This is a genomic window from Kribbella steppae, from assembly GCF_004342025.1.
Lineage (GTDB): Bacteria > Actinomycetota > Actinomycetes > Propionibacteriales > Kribbellaceae > Kribbella > Kribbella steppae.
The window spans coordinates 434,478-447,935 of record NZ_SLWN01000003.1 but is presented as its reverse complement, the minus strand read 5'-3'; the positions used below and the strand labels follow the sequence as shown (position 1 = coordinate 447,935).

Genomic DNA, 13,458 nt, shown 5'->3' with positions numbered 1-13,458 from the left:
GCGTTCGGGACGGTGGTCGCTGTCTATGCGGTACTGCGCTACACCAGTGATCTGTCCGGTTTCCGAGCCGGGACGACGTTGTTGCACGGCATGTATCACCGGATCGGCGATCACCTGGCCAGGTTGCCTCTCGGCTGGTACAGCGGAGGTCGTGTCGGGAAGGTGTCCGTGCTGGCCAGCGGCGGTGTCCTGCAGGCGATGGGTGTGATCGCGCATCTGCTGTCACCGTTCATCTCTGCCTGCGTGACGCCGCTGACGATCGTCGTCGTGATGCTTGCCTTCCAGTGGCAACTGGGGTTGGCCGCGTTGGTCGCCGTACCGATCGTGGCGGCGATCCAGGTCTGGACGGGTCGCTCGATGGCGGCCAACGACTCGGCGCGCGCCGAACGCGAGCAGGAGGCCACTGGGCGGGTCATCGAATATCTCCAGGCTCAGCCGGTTCTGCGAGCCGGCGGGCGGACCGTCGAACGCTTCCAGTCGCTCGACGACTCCTTGCAGGAGCTCCAGCGGGCATCCCGACGTACGACGTTGTCGGCCCTGCCCGGTGTGGTCGGCCTGGCCTTCGTCGTACAGGGCGTGTTCACCGTATTGCTTGTCCTGGGCACCTATCTCGCGCTCGGTGGAAACCTCGGTGCGGCAGAGCTTCTGGCGATCCTGGTGCTGGCCGCTCGGTGCGCGGATCCGCTGCTGTCGCTGGCGGATATCGGCGGCAAACTCCGCGGCGCGCGGGCCGTGCTGGCCAGGCTCGATACGTTGTTGCGCACTGAGCCGCTGCCGGAACCGCGCGAGCCTCGGCGCCCGGAACACCACGACCTGTCGTTCGAGTCCGTGACGTTCCGGCAGGGCGACCGGACGGTGATCGACAACCTGTCCTTGTCTGTTGTGCAGGGTCAACGGCTCGCCGTCGTCGGACCGTCGGGTGCTGGTAAGAGCACCCTGCTGCAGTTGCTCGCGCGGTTCTACGACGTGGACTCAGGTGCGGTCCGCGTCGGGGGTGTGGACGTGCGCTCAATCAGCACCGAGGTGTTGATGGCGCAGATCGCCATCGTCTTCCAGAACGTCTATCTCTTCGACGGCACGATCGAGGAGAACGTGCGCCTCGGCCGTCCCGACGCGAGCGATGCCGAGGTACGGGCGGCAGCGACAGCGGCACGGTTGGACGAAGTGATCGAGCGACTGCCCGGCGGCTGGGAGACGAACGTCGGCGAGGGCGGTGCACTCCTGTCAGGTGGCGAGCGCCAGCGCGTCTCGATCGCACGCGCCCTGCTGAAGGACGCCCCTGTCGTCCTGCTGGACGAAGTGACCTCCGCGCTGGATCCGCTGAACGAAGCAGCAGTCCACGAGGCCCTCGATCACCTGATGACCGGCCGGACGGTCGTGATGGTCGCCCACCGCCTCGGCACCATCCAACGCGCCGACCACGTCGTCTTCCTGGACGCCGGCCGGATCGTGGAGCAGGGCAGTCACGACGACCTCCTCCGCCACGACGGCCGGTACGCCGCGTTCTGGACGCTTGGCGTCAGTGCAGGGTCCGGCAGCACCAGCTCGGCCCCCGGCGTGAAAGGAGTTTGAAAGCCCGTCTTGGTTCGCTGGCGCGAGGCTGCCCACATTCGCTACCGCGTCCGTCGGTGAGACGGAGAAGCCAGGAGTCGACGATGCCCGAGCAGGACCCTCGGACCGCACCGGAATCCCTGCGGGCTCAGGTCTTGTCGACCGAGCACTGGAGTCTCCTGGCGACGCGCAGCCTCGCCTGGAGCGAGAGCTTCAGTCGGGCGAACTGGTTCGTGACCGTGGTGTCCGCCAGCGTGGTCGCGCTGGCGTTGGTTGCCGACAGCACCGACTTCGGCCTCGGCTTCCGACTCTTCGCCCTCCTGCTCATCCCCCTGGTGATCGTCATCGGCCTGGCCACCGTCATCCGGCTCGTCCAACTCAACAGCGAGGACGTCCATCTGGTCGCCGGCATGAACAGGCTCCGGCGCGGCTACCTCGACCTCGCCCCCGAAGCCGAGCCCTACTTCATCACCGGCCACCAGGAGGACGTCCCCGGCCTCATGCGCACCTACGGCACCCACCACACCCGCATCCCGGCCGCGCAGTACCTGTCCAGCATCGCGATGCTCGTCAGCATCATCGTCGCCCTGCTTATCGGCGCCCTGGCCGGCATGGTGGCCGGCTCGTTCGGCCTCAACCTCAGCGCGGCGGTCATCATCGGGCTCGCCGCCGCCCTCACCACCCTCACAGCCCTGGTCCTGGCCGTCATCCGCCAGGTCAACCACACCTGGAGCCAGTACAACCCGTGATGTAGCTACCGCTCGAGGCGCCCAGCGGACCTTGACCCTGACATTGGTGTCAACTTTTACCGTCCTTCCGTGACCACTGCCTCTCTGTTCGACGCGTATTCCCTGGCCGGCCCCGCGCTGCACCTCCCGAATCGCATCGTGCTGGCGCCCATGACCCGGTTCCGCGCCACCAAGGACGGAAGTCCGCTACCGTTCGTCGCCGATTTCTACGCCCAGCGCGCCACCGCCGGACTGCTCATCAGCGAAGGTATCTGGCCGAGCCGGCGCGGCCAGAGCGAGTGGCGGATCCCTGGTCTGGAAACGACCGCCCACATCGACGGCTGGCGACGAGTCACCGACGCCGTACACAACGCGGGCGGCAGGATCTTCGCCCAACTGATGCACGGCGGACGGCAGGGACACCCACTCTCGCGCATCGCCGGGGACATTCCCGCCGGTCCGTCGTCCGTGCCGGTCCCCGGCCCCGTGCACATCCGGGACGGCGGCAAGGCGGACCCTCCGCTGCCCCGCACGATGACACGCGCCGACATCCGCGTCGCGATCGAAGATCATGCTGCCGCGGCCCGCGGCGCCATCACCGCGGGATTCGACGGGGTCGAACTGCACGGTGCCAACAGCTATCTGATCCACCAGTTCCTGGCAGACAACACCAACCTGCGCGACGACCGGTACGGGCGAAACTCGACCGCCGATCGGATCCGCTTCGCGGTCGAGTGCGTGACCAGGGTCGCCGAGGAGATCGGCGCCGGGCGGACCGCACTGCGGCTGTCACCGGGGAACCCGCAGTTCGGGATGCACGAGGCCGACCCGCTGCCCGTCTACCGTGCCCTGCTCGCGGAACTCGACACGCTCGGCCTCGGTTACCTCCATCTGACCGACGCCGAGCGTCCCGGCGTACGGACCGGTGAAACGCCGTTCCCCATGCTGGCCGACCTGCGTCCCGGGTGGAGCGGAACCCTGATCGCGAACGTCGGCGAGAACGGCGAGGCAACCACGCGTTCAGTCGGCGAGAAGATCCTCGCCGAAGGCCTGGCCGATCTCGTCTCCTACGGCCGTGCCTTCCTCGCGAATCCCGACCTACCGGCACGCTTCGCGCTGGACGCTCCCCTGAACACGATCGAAGAGGACACCCTCTACACCCAGGGCCCCGAGGGCTACACCACCTACCCAGTCCTCGCCGAGGCCCTCGTCCGGGACTAGGAGTGCACCGTCGTACAAGGGCTGTGCACGCTGCGACAAAGACTCAGCACGGCCGGCTGTCGAGACTTGCGAAGGTCAAGATTTGTTTCGACAACCGTCTCGGGAGAGTAATGAACAGGGACAAGATCCGCCGGCTGACCGTCGGTGCGACCGCGCTGCTCGCCGTACCGCCGTTGCTCATGGCAACAGCTCCGACGGCGGCGGCACATTACAACTACTTTTACCAGGGCAAGGATTTCATCAGCGTGAGCGAGACGCACGGCCATGGCAGCGTCTGCGACCGGGAAGTGGATGGCAACGCCGTCTACGCGATCTGGACACAGGGTGCGGGCCGCGATCCCGTGGTCGAGTGGGACGGCGGCGACAGTGGCTGTGACACCGCGTACTTCCCGGTCGGCGCCATCTACATGATGCTCTGCGAAAACACCAACCACGGCACCGGCGCAGACACCTGCACCGACTGGATCCGCGTCTAACCTCACCCGACCGCCACGCCCTCGCCGGCTAGCTGCCGTTTGCGTTGTTGGCTGTCCGAGGGTGCGGCGGTCCTTCTCTCCACTCGTACGTCGCCAACTGCCGCATCCAGCAGCCGTCCGGTCTTGGCTCCTCGCACTCCAGTTCAGCGAAGCAACCATGAACCGATCCGGGGTGCGGTCCGCCCCGAACACCTGGGAAAGCGGGACTGCACCGCACCGGCGGATCGGCGGAGGGAATCGAGATCATGCGAGTGCCCGGACTGCACAAGTTCGTCAAGCGACACGGGCGACGACACCAAGGCCGGCATCGCGCCGGCCGGCCGGCGCCCCGGACCGCGGTGAGGTCAGGGTCGACCGGGAGTCGCTGGCAGTTGGCAGGTGCGGTCGCCGCGGTGGTCACCCTCGCAGCGTTGGCGACCGCGCCGCTCCCCGACCGTCCGGCCACCGGTGGGTACGACGCGGCCGGGGCTGCGGACGCACCAGCGGTCGATCCGTTCATCGAGGACGAGGCACTGGCCGAGTTCGTCGAGCCGGAGCAGTTGGTCGCTGTCCCAGTCGGGCCGGGTCGGGTGGCGAAACCGGTGCAGATGGTGCTCTCAGGTGGTCCGGTGATCACGGCTCTCGGCGAGAGCGGGATCCCGGACGTCGCCTTGCGGGCGTACAAGCAGGCCGAGGCCCGGTTGGCAGTCAGCGACCCCGGTTGCGGGGTGCCGTGGACGCTGCTCGCTGCGATCGGGCGGGTGGAGTCCAACCACGGCCAGTTCGGTGGCGCCCAGCTGCGCGACGACGGCTCGGCGACCCGGCGGATCCGCGGCATCCCGCTCGATGGCCGGCCGAACGTCGCGCTGATCCGCGACTCCGACGACGGCGCGCTCGACGGGGACTCCGAGTACGACCGCGCGGTGGGTCCGATGCAGTTCATCCCGTCGACCTGGCGCGCGGTGAACGCGGACGGCAACGGCGACGGGTTCGGCGACCCGAACAACATGTTCGACGCCGCGCAGGGCGCCGCCCAGTACCTGTGCACCGGTACGTCGGACCTGCGCGATCCGGGCCGGGCAGCGCAGGCGGTACGGCGCTACAACAACGCCGACTCCTACGTCCGGGTAGTCCTCGCGCTGGCCCGGATGTACCAGGCCGGCCGAGTCATCGGGCTGCCGTCAACCGGCGACCAACTCCCGAACGACCCCGTCGATCCCCCGGCAGCGCGCCGCTGGGCTGCCGATTCCCCCGCGGCGCCTCCCTGGACCGCCGATCCCCCGACTGAGCGGCCCTGGACGGCCGCCCCGCCGGCAGCGCGACCCTGGCCCACCAATCCGCAGCCGGACGACGCGGTGGTTGCCCAGCCTGCGCCCGTGCAACGGACCGAACCCTCGGCGCCGCCACCCCGCGGCGTGAGCCGCCCGCGGACGACAACCCCGCCGCCGGACCAGCCGACCCCGGCTGCCCCCAGCCCCGGCAAAACCGCCATCCGCGAACCGGCCCCGACCACGCCCTCCGAGCCGCCGACCGTACGACCACCCCAACCACGACCGACGACCAACCCGACCCCGGCCGCCCCCGAACCGACGCAGACCCGACCGTCCGCGCCGACCCGTCCCTCCGAACCCGAGCCGACAACCACCCCGAACCCGTCCGAGCCGGCCACGACGCGACCGCCCAATCCGGCACCGTCCGGGCAGGGCACGACGCGACCGACCGAGCCAGTACCGTCCGAGGCGCGCACGACGCGACCATCCGAGCCAGGACCGTCCGAGCCGGCCACGAAGCGACCGCCCGCGCCGAAGGCGACCGAGTCCAAACCGTCCGAGTCAGAGCCGAAGCCGTCCGAGCCGTCCAAGTCCGGCTCGTCCACGTCGGCACCGTCCGCCGAGCCCACCCCGGCGCAGGAGCCGACCACGGCCGCGGTCGGCTGGGCCCCGGCGATGCGCCAAGTAGTCGGCCGAGCCCTCGCCCGACCTGCCTGCCCCCCAACCCCGACCCCTCCACCGGCCCAGCCCTCCGAGACCTGCCCCGACGATTCCCCGGAACAGTCCCCGGCTCGGGACGACAAGGACCGGCACCGGTGCACACCGCAGAACGCGTGCAAGGCCGCAGGCTCCCCGCGCTAGCCGGCCGGGTCCCGGCGTACAGCGACGGGCAGCGTCATGCACACGAGAAGATCAGCCGGCTGAGTCCTGGCCGGCTGGTCAGTGGCGCTTGCGGCGGTCCGCCTTCGACTGCGCGCGGCGGCGCTTGCGCTCGTTGCGAGCGCGGTCCTCCTCGGCGTGGGTGTGGGTGTGGGCCGTGCGTTCCGGTGACGCGGTGCGTTCGCGGGCGGCCTTGACGCGGGCGTTGCGGATCAGCACCACGACCACACACAGGATCGCCAGCCCGGAGAACATGATCACGTACCACATGCTGATTCCCCTCCCGGTCGCTGTCGATTCTCGGCGGGATCAGCCGTCGGCGCCTCATCCGTTGCGGGTGACAGCCGCCGTGGTGCGCCAGGCCACCCAGAGTTCTTCGGCGGGCCACTGGGACGCCCAGGCGGTGGTGACGATCTCGTAGAAGGGGTGGTCTGGCGCGTCCGGTGGGGCGTAGAGCTCGTGCAGGGCTTCGACGCTGAAGCCGAACCGGCGCAGAAGCCGGATCCAGTCGCCATGGGAGGGGTGGAACTCGGCGCCGCCACCTGGCCAGCGGACGTGGTAGGCGGCGCGCTGTCCGCGTTGCAGGCTGTTGGTGGCGACACCCTCGTCGTCCGGTACGCAGAGCGCGGACAGCAAGCTGTTGGTGAGGAACACGAGCCGTCCACCGGGCCGCAGTACTCGTGCCGCCTCGGCCAGCCAGCGTTCCGGGTCGCACCACGCCGCGGCGCCGTGTTCGCTGACGACGAGGTCGAAGGAGCCGCTCGCGAGCGGCACGTGTTCGGCGTCCGCCTGCACAAGCGGGAAGGCGGGTCCTGTACGGCGCTGCAGGTCGCGAGCCGTCCGGAGCTGTTCAGCCGACAGGTCAGCGGCGACCACGCGGGCGCCGGACCTGGTGAGCCAGGCCGAGCAGTACGCCGTACCGCAGGCCAGTTCGAGTACGTCGAGGCCGTCGACGTCCCCGAGTACGCCGAGTTGTCGCTCAGGCACGTCGTACAAACCCCAGACCATCTCCGGCCTGGACCACAGCGCCTCCGCCGCCGGACCGGTGTAGCGCTCGTTGACCAGCGCCCACAGCTCGCGGTTCACCGCAATCTCGTCAGCCCGCTCCCCCTCCATCCAGCCAGGCTAGGCGCATCCGCGCACATCCGATCGGTTGGTGGCGACGAAGAGGTGGTTGAGACGCCGCCGGAGTTGGGCCCACCGGCGGCTCCGCCCGGCGACCGGCCGCGAGAGGTGGATCGGCGCCGCGACCGAGAGGTGAATCAGCATGTTCCAATCACGACGACACATCCGCGTCGTCGCCGCGACGGTAGCCGCGATCGCGTTGCCCGCGACGGCCCTGATCCTCAGCAACGCGACGCAGGCGACGGCCGGCGCACGGCCGGCCGCGGTCGCACCGGCACCGGCCGCGGCCGCGAAAGCCCGGCCGCAGAGCTCTGACGTGGTCGGCCTGACCGACAAAGGCCGGCTGGTGAAGTTCCGCACCGCCTCGCCCGACCGGATCCGGCGTACGGCGCGAGTGCAGGGACTGCAGGACGACCAGCGGCTCGTCGGTATCGACTACCGGGTTCAGAACGGGAAGCTGTACGGCGTCGGCGATCGCGGCGGCATCTACACGATCAACACCGTGTCCAGCTTCGGTCGGGCCACGAAGGTCTCGCAGCTCACCGTCCCGCTGGACGGCCAGAACTTCGGGGTCGACTTCAACCCGGCCGCGAACCGGCTGCGGGTGATCAGCGACACCGGCCAGAACCTGCGCCACAACCTCGACGACCCGGCCGGTGCGCCCGCGGCAGGTATGACCGCCACCGACGGCGTGCTGGCCTACCCGGGCGTGCCGCCTGCTCCGCCGACCACGGCGACCCAGGTCACGGCAGCGGCGTACACGAACAACGACCTCGACCCGAACACCGCGACGACGCTGTTCGACATCGACACCATGCTCGACCAGGTCGTGATCCAGTCCCCGGCGAACGCCGGCCTGCTCGCGCCCACCGGCAAGCTCACCGTCGATGCCGGCCAGTCGGCCGGGTTCGACATCTCCACGCAAGGCGGCGACAACCGCGGCCTGGCAACACTGAACACCGGCGGCCGCACCCGCCTGTACGACATCAACCTCACCACCGGCAAGGCAACCCGCCTCGGCTCCTTCCCGAGCAACGCGCAGGTCGTCGACCTGGCCGTCCCGCTCGCTCGATAGTCCGCCGGCCAGGCTCCGACGTCCGCCCATCGGAGCCTGGCCGTGCCGGGGCGCGCGGCCTATTCGTCGGTCAACTGCTCGAGTGCCACGACGGTCGCGAGCAGGAGGGCCTCGTCCTCGTCCGGCGCGATCTCTATTCCGTAGGTGTCGCGGACCCGGAACCAGCGCTTCGAGATGTGGGCGATCGTGTCGCCGTCGCGTCTGATCTCGTACTCGTGGTCGACGATGTTGCCGTGTGCCTTGAGATCCGGCCCGTCGTCGACGTCGATGGCGAAGCGGTCCCGGATGCCGACCAGCGCCTTGTGGACTGTCGCGACCCGCTCGCCGTCGCGCTCGATGGAGACCTTGTCCCGCACGCTGAGTTTTCGTTCCTTGATCTTCGCGACCTCGTGGCCGGACACGTCTTCGAGCACGAACGTGTCGCGAAGTCGTAGCGCCTTACCGTTCACGCGGTACACGCGGGTGCCCTCGTTGTCCTCGATCCAGAAGTCGTCACCGATCGAGACCAGCTTCGCCCTCATCCGGTACCGGCGCGGTTCGACGTCGTCGTCGCCGCGCTTTCTTCGCAGGATTCCCATGACCCGAGCTCTCCTCACCCCAGCGCTGGCAGTAGAGCCTAGAGGCCCTTGGCGACACGGTGCTTCATCCCTGACGGGTGAGGCCACCTGGTTCTACGACGCTGGTTCGTCGGGCGTCGCACGGCGCGCGGCCGCCTTGCGTAGTACCTCAACGGCCAGGGCATCGACCGAGCAGTCGCGATACTCCGCCAGCACGAACAGCAGCATGGCTGCCTCGGCCAGCTCGATCTGGTGATACCGGGCCAGGACTTCGGTTGCCTGCTCTCTGAGCGCGGCCGTCTCGCGACTGTCGACCAGTGGATGATCGAGCTCGTCGTCGGGTTGGCGGTCGCTGCCGCCATGGTCATCGACCGTCATTTCAAGCCTTCTGACTTCCTGCATCGCAAGCGGCCAAACGTTGACTGACACTGTTGGATCGGCCATGTGCGACAAGGCGCCGAAGAAATCTCGAGTCATGAACTCGCCGGGGAGGGTCGGAATCACATTGCGACAATGGCAGCGCATCGACTGTACTCCGCACCGGCGATCCCGATGCCGGCCGGTATCGACGAGTCTCATCCGCCACTCATGATCTCCGCTCCGCGGCTTCGTCATGGCTGGTCGCTTCGAAGCGGCGTCGGGGACTGCGAAGAACCGTGGGCGGGGTGTCGTGATCGAGGGCCGGCGCCGGGGTCTTCGTCGGCCTGCTCGAGGCGGACATAGCGGCTTCCGAACGGACCGGCCGTGACCCCGTGGAGCACCACACTCAGCAACACAGTCAGCGCGACGACGGCGACGGCCTGCTCGACCACCGGGATGTCGCCGAGCTGCTCGATCGCCAGCAGCGCGAACACGACCGATGCCAGGCCGCGGGGCCCGAACCATCCCACGAACAAGGCGGTCTTGCGGTCCAGACCCGTTCCGAGCAGGGACAGGGCGACCGGAACGATGCGGACCACGGTCAGACTCAGTACGGCGTACGCGAGCAGGGTGAAGTCGAAGTTGTGCACGGCGATCGGCACCAGCGCGGCTCCGAAGAGGAACCAGACGGCGAAGGCCAGGACCTCACCGACAAGCTCCGGTAGCTCGACGATGTTCTCCTCGTCGGCAGCATCGTCGTCCAGTGCTGCTCTGAAGGCGATGCCGGCCACGAACGCCGCGATGAATCCGTTGCCGCTGAACGCGACGGCGAGGGCGAAGCTGCTGAGTGCAGCCGCAAATGCCGTCAGTCGCCGGGCGCCCGTAGTCATCCAGCGCCGTCGAGAGCCGACCGTCATGAGCCTGGCGCTGACCGACCCGATCGCCAAGCCGACGATGACACCGACGGCGAGTGCGAACAGCGCACCGCCGCCGTCGTCGGAGCCGCCGTCGTGACCTTCTACCCCGAGTTGGCCGGCGGCGACAGCCAGCGTGAACAGGACGACCGGTGTGACGATGCCGTCGTTGAGTCCACTTTCCACATTGAGGGCGCGACGCAGGCGCATCGGGATCCGGCGGTCGTTGATCACCTGTGCGCTGAGAGCAGCGTCAGTGGGAGCCAACGTGGCGCCCACGAAGCCTGCGAGCGCCCAGGTGAAGTCGTCGAAGAGCCATGCGGCCAGGAGAGAGCCCAGGACCACGGACAGGGGAAGGCCGAACGCCAGCAGGCGGCCAGGCAGGCGAACGTCTCGTTTCAGCCTCGAGAGGTTGACTCTGGCAGCGTCCGAGAACAACAGGAGCGCCAGCGTCAACTCCGCGAGCAGATGGACGGACGGGGCCTCGACGTCCACCGAGAGAGGACCCCAGTCAGAGTTCCCCAGTGCATAGCCGGCGACGGCGAATACCAGCGGACCGGTGATGTTCAGACGGGCCAGAAGGTCCGAGGTCACTGCCCACGCAAGGACGAGGAGCGCGAGCACTGCGAACGTAGTCTCGGTCACTCCCCTCGCCTCCGTCCTTGCGACTGGCGCGCAGCCCGGACTGGCTCATTCACTCTGACAGTCGCCGCCCAGCGGCTGCCTCATCCGCCGGGGACAGTTTCGAACCGGCAGGTACCAACTGCTGCAGGTCAAGGTGCTGGACTCCTGCAGTGACCGACTAGACCTCTGGGCGGGAGGGGAGCAGGCCCAGCTCCCAAGCTCGTCGTACGGCCTCGTTGCGTCGGGAGGCGCTCAGCTTGCGCAGGATGCTCCGCACGTGGCTGCGAACCGTGTTGACCGAGACGTACATGGTGCTGGCGATCTCTTCGGTGGTCAGCAGTTCGGCGAGGTACTCCAGCACCTCGTGCTCCTTGCTGCTCAAGGTGGCGGTGATGACCAGCTCGGTTCGGGTCCGACTCGAGTGATCGGCCGGTCCCGGCGCGCGGAGCCAGGGGTGCCGCCGCATCAGTTCGCCGGTTGGCTGAAGCAACTTTCGCAGTGGTGGCGGCGCCTCCGAGAACGGACGACGCAGGTGCTCCGGCGCAGCCAGTCTCAAGGCCCGCTCCACCTGGAGTCCGCTCCGGCCGGAGTCGCCGGTTCTGATCGATTCCGCGGCTTGCACCAGCCAGCTGTCGACCTGAGTCTCCAGGGATGTGCCCTGCTGCGCGGCCGGAGCCGGCAGCGCAGGACCCTGCTCACCGGCCTCGGTAGCCGCCCGTCGCAGCACCAGGATCGATTCGACCTGGTCGCGGCCGGGAGAATGCTCGACCACGGCGATGGCCTCACGGGGCAGGTGCTGCGCCACGAGAATCTTCGCCTCGTCCACGACGAGGGACTGGCCGAGCCACTCGTCACTTACAGCCCCATAGCTGTTGGCGGCCGCCCTGAGCTCAGCACGGGCAAGGTCGACATCTCCGTCGGCCCGGAGCACCCTTGCCCGGACCATCGCCGCGCAGGCGGCGAGAACTCTTGTATCGAACGTCGGTACGGCGTCCCCGGCGCGGTGCACCAGGTCCCGGGCTACCGCGAGCTCACCCTGCTCGGCACTCACCCAGGCCTGGGCCACGATCGCTGACTGGGGCTCGTCCAGGTGAGCTCCGGACTCCGCCAGAGCGATGGCCTGCGTGGCGAGCTCGGCAGCCCGCCGCAGATGTCCCCACACCGCCTCGACCAGCGCGGCCATTCCCAGGAAGTCCGCCAACGCCTCGTGCAGACCGGCTTCCTCGGCAATCGCGATCGCCGCTGAGAACGCCTCCGCGGCGCCGGCGAAGTCTCCCCGCTGGAGGAGGACCCGGCCTTTGCATCCGGCAACGAGCAACTTCAGCTCGGGATGCACGGCATTCGGTCCCACCGATACCGCTCTGAGGGCCGCTTCAGCGGCGAGCACGGCGTCCAACGCCGACATGACATCGGTCTGAAGACTTGCGGAGACCGCTTCCAGCACGGTGATTGCCAGCTCGTAGGAGAGCGTCCGCGGCGGGAGCCCCTGGTCCAGGCCGGATCGAGCCTTGCGCAGTTCCGCGGCGCACAGGTCGACATCGAACTCCGTGAGCGCCCGTGCGGACCGCACCACCGCGGCACTCGCGTCGTCCAGGTCGTCGGGAAGGTCAGCGACCAACTCTTTCAGGAGCCGCCGTTCGCGCCCGACGAGTAGCTGCGCGAAGTCGAGGTCCTCCACCAGATACCGGGCCGCGTCCCCCCACTGACCAGCCGTGATGGCGTGGCAGACCGCCGACAGCTGGTGCCCGTTCTGCGCGAACCAGCCGGCGGCGGTGCGGTGCAGCACGGGGACCAGGGCCGATCTCTCGAACAAGAGTTGGGCTCGGAGGAACTCGCGGAACAGTGACTGGTAGCTGTAACAGTCGTCGGTCCCGGGCACCCGCTGGATGAAAGCGTTCCCGTGGGACATGAACTCCAACGACCGAAGGTCACAAGCGCGACCTGTCAGCGCTTCGGCAAGTCCGGGCCGGAGCTTGTCGACGATGCAGGTCCGGAGCAGGAAGTCCCGCAGCGCGGGCGGTTGTGCCTGGAGCACCTCGGTCATCAGGAACGCCGCCACGTTCCCCACATCGCCTCGAAACCCTCGGATGGCCTGTGCGGTGTCGGCTTTCCCGGCCAGGTGCATCGCCGCGAACATCAGGCCCGCCGGCCAGCCATCCGTTCGTGCCCAGAGTTCTGCCAGCTCGGCCGGGGCCAGATCAAGATTCTCGTGCCGCATCAGGCCGGCGGCCTCCTCGACCGTGAAGGCCAGATCGGCGGCCCGAATCTCCGTCAAGGTGTCGGCCAGTCGGTACCGATGGAGCGGCAGCTGCGGGTCCGCGCGGGTCAGCAGGACGATCCGTACTCTTCCGGCATTGCCCCGGATGAGGCGGTCGAGGCTGTCCCCGAGCTCCGGCGTGACGGTGAGGTCGCCGCAATCGACCACGAGGACCATCGCTTCCGGCCCGGCCGCTCTCTCAGTGACCGGACCTGGTCGACCGGGTAGGTCCGCTGTCGTGAACAGCACGGGCTCTTCGGCCAGGGCCGAACCCCTCCGGTGCAGACCATCGAGCACGGACTGCAGCAAGGCCGCAGGCTGTTCGGCGGCGGCGTCCATCGTGATGTGCCTGACCGGGCCGGCCCAGGCGCCGAGTGCCTCCCACGAGACCAGGAGCATCGTCTTTCCGAAGCCCGCGGGCGCACTGACAAGCGTCAACGG

General features: G+C 68.7%; 12 protein-coding genes. 6 read left to right on the top strand and 6 right to left on the bottom strand.

Features of this window, described 5'->3' with window-relative positions; translation table 11 throughout:
- Positions 1-12 precede the first annotated feature (12 nt).
- The 5 genes from EV652_RS10710 to EV652_RS44570 all read left to right on the top strand — a co-directional run bounded on the left by EV652_RS10710 (position 13) and on the right by EV652_RS44570 (position 6,087).
- On the top strand, positions 13-1,572 hold the full coding sequence (locus EV652_RS10710; RefSeq protein ID WP_206752085.1) for an ABC transporter ATP-binding protein: 1,560 nt from the start codon (positions 13-15) through the stop codon (positions 1,570-1,572).
- An 83-nt stretch (positions 1,573-1,655) separates the two neighbouring features.
- On the top strand, positions 1,656-2,300 hold the full coding sequence (locus EV652_RS10705) for a hypothetical protein (protein ID WP_132208883.1): 645 nt from the start codon (positions 1,656-1,658) through the stop codon (positions 2,298-2,300).
- 69 nt (positions 2,301-2,369) lie between these two features.
- Positions 2,370-3,500, top strand: a complete 1,131-nt coding sequence (locus EV652_RS10700; protein ID WP_132208882.1) for an alkene reductase — start codon at positions 2,370-2,372, stop codon at positions 3,498-3,500.
- Between the two features lie 110 nt (positions 3,501-3,610).
- Complete coding sequence (locus tag EV652_RS10695) at positions 3,611-3,976, top strand: hypothetical protein (protein ID WP_132208881.1); 366 nt, start codon at positions 3,611-3,613, stop codon at positions 3,974-3,976.
- A gap of 245 nt (positions 3,977-4,221) precedes the next feature.
- Positions 4,222-6,087 carry a lytic transglycosylase domain-containing protein gene (locus tag EV652_RS44570; RefSeq protein WP_199238109.1) on the top strand — a complete coding sequence of 622 codons (1,866 nt, stop codon included), beginning with the start codon at positions 4,222-4,224 and terminating at the stop codon, positions 6,085-6,087.
- A 78-nt stretch (positions 6,088-6,165) separates the two neighbouring features.
- Here EV652_RS44570 and EV652_RS10685 read toward each other — a convergent pair whose 3' ends face one another.
- Together EV652_RS10685 and EV652_RS10680 are read right to left on the bottom strand one after the other, a co-directional pair.
- On the bottom strand, positions 6,166-6,375 hold the full coding sequence (locus EV652_RS10685; protein WP_132208880.1) for a hypothetical protein: 210 nt from the start codon (positions 6,373-6,375) through the stop codon (positions 6,166-6,168).
- Between the two features lie 54 nt (positions 6,376-6,429).
- Complete coding sequence (locus EV652_RS10680; protein WP_132208879.1) at positions 6,430-7,221, bottom strand: class I SAM-dependent methyltransferase; 792 nt, start codon at positions 7,219-7,221, stop codon at positions 6,430-6,432.
- Between the two features lie 151 nt (positions 7,222-7,372).
- On the opposite strand from EV652_RS10680, the gene EV652_RS10675 reads away from it, so the two are divergent.
- On the top strand, positions 7,373-8,305 hold the full coding sequence (locus tag EV652_RS10675; RefSeq protein WP_132208878.1) for a DUF4394 domain-containing protein: 933 nt from the start codon (positions 7,373-7,375) through the stop codon (positions 8,303-8,305).
- Positions 8,306-8,364: 59 nt separating this feature from the next.
- Here EV652_RS10675 and EV652_RS10670 read toward each other — a convergent pair whose 3' ends face one another.
- The 4 genes from EV652_RS10670 to EV652_RS10655 all read right to left on the bottom strand — a co-directional run bounded on the left by EV652_RS10670 (position 8,365) and on the right by EV652_RS10655 (position 13,455).
- On the bottom strand, positions 8,365-8,883 hold the full coding sequence (locus EV652_RS10670) for an LURP-one-related/scramblase family protein (protein ID WP_132208877.1): 519 nt from the start codon (positions 8,881-8,883) through the stop codon (positions 8,365-8,367).
- A gap of 93 nt (positions 8,884-8,976) precedes the next feature.
- A complete protein-coding gene (locus EV652_RS10665; protein WP_132208876.1) occupies positions 8,977-9,366 on the bottom strand; it encodes a hypothetical protein in 390 nt (129 codons plus the stop codon).
- 107 nt (positions 9,367-9,473) lie between these two features.
- A complete protein-coding gene (locus EV652_RS10660) occupies positions 9,474-10,781 on the bottom strand; it encodes a cation:proton antiporter (protein ID WP_132208875.1) in 1,308 nt (435 codons plus the stop codon).
- Between the two features lie 157 nt (positions 10,782-10,938).
- A complete protein-coding gene (locus EV652_RS10655) occupies positions 10,939-13,455 on the bottom strand; it encodes a helix-turn-helix transcriptional regulator (protein WP_158441144.1) in 2,517 nt (838 codons plus the stop codon).
- Between the last annotated feature and the right edge of the window lie 3 nt (positions 13,456-13,458).

Excerpts from the sequence above, each read along its gene's own strand:
- EV652_RS10695 (WP_132208881.1), top strand. The coding sequence starts at position 3,611 with ATGAACAGGGACAAGATCCGCCGGCTGACCGTCGGTGCGACCGCGCTG.
- EV652_RS10685 (WP_132208880.1), bottom strand. The coding sequence starts at position 6,375 with ATGTGGTACGTGATCATGTTCTCCGGGCTGGCGATCCTGTGTGTGGTC.
- EV652_RS10680 (WP_132208879.1), bottom strand. The coding sequence starts at position 7,221 with ATGGAGGGGGAGCGGGCTGACGAGATTGCGGTGAACCGCGAGCTGTGG.
- EV652_RS10670 (WP_132208877.1), bottom strand. The coding sequence starts at position 8,883 with ATGGGAATCCTGCGAAGAAAGCGCGGCGACGACGACGTCGAACCGCGC.
- EV652_RS10705 (WP_132208883.1), top strand. The coding sequence starts at position 1,656 with ATGCCCGAGCAGGACCCTCGGACCGCACCGGAATCCCTGCGGGCTCAG.
- EV652_RS44570 (WP_199238109.1), top strand. The coding sequence starts at position 4,222 with ATGCGAGTGCCCGGACTGCACAAGTTCGTCAAGCGACACGGGCGACGA.
- EV652_RS10675 (WP_132208878.1), top strand. The coding sequence starts at position 7,373 with ATGTTCCAATCACGACGACACATCCGCGTCGTCGCCGCGACGGTAGCC.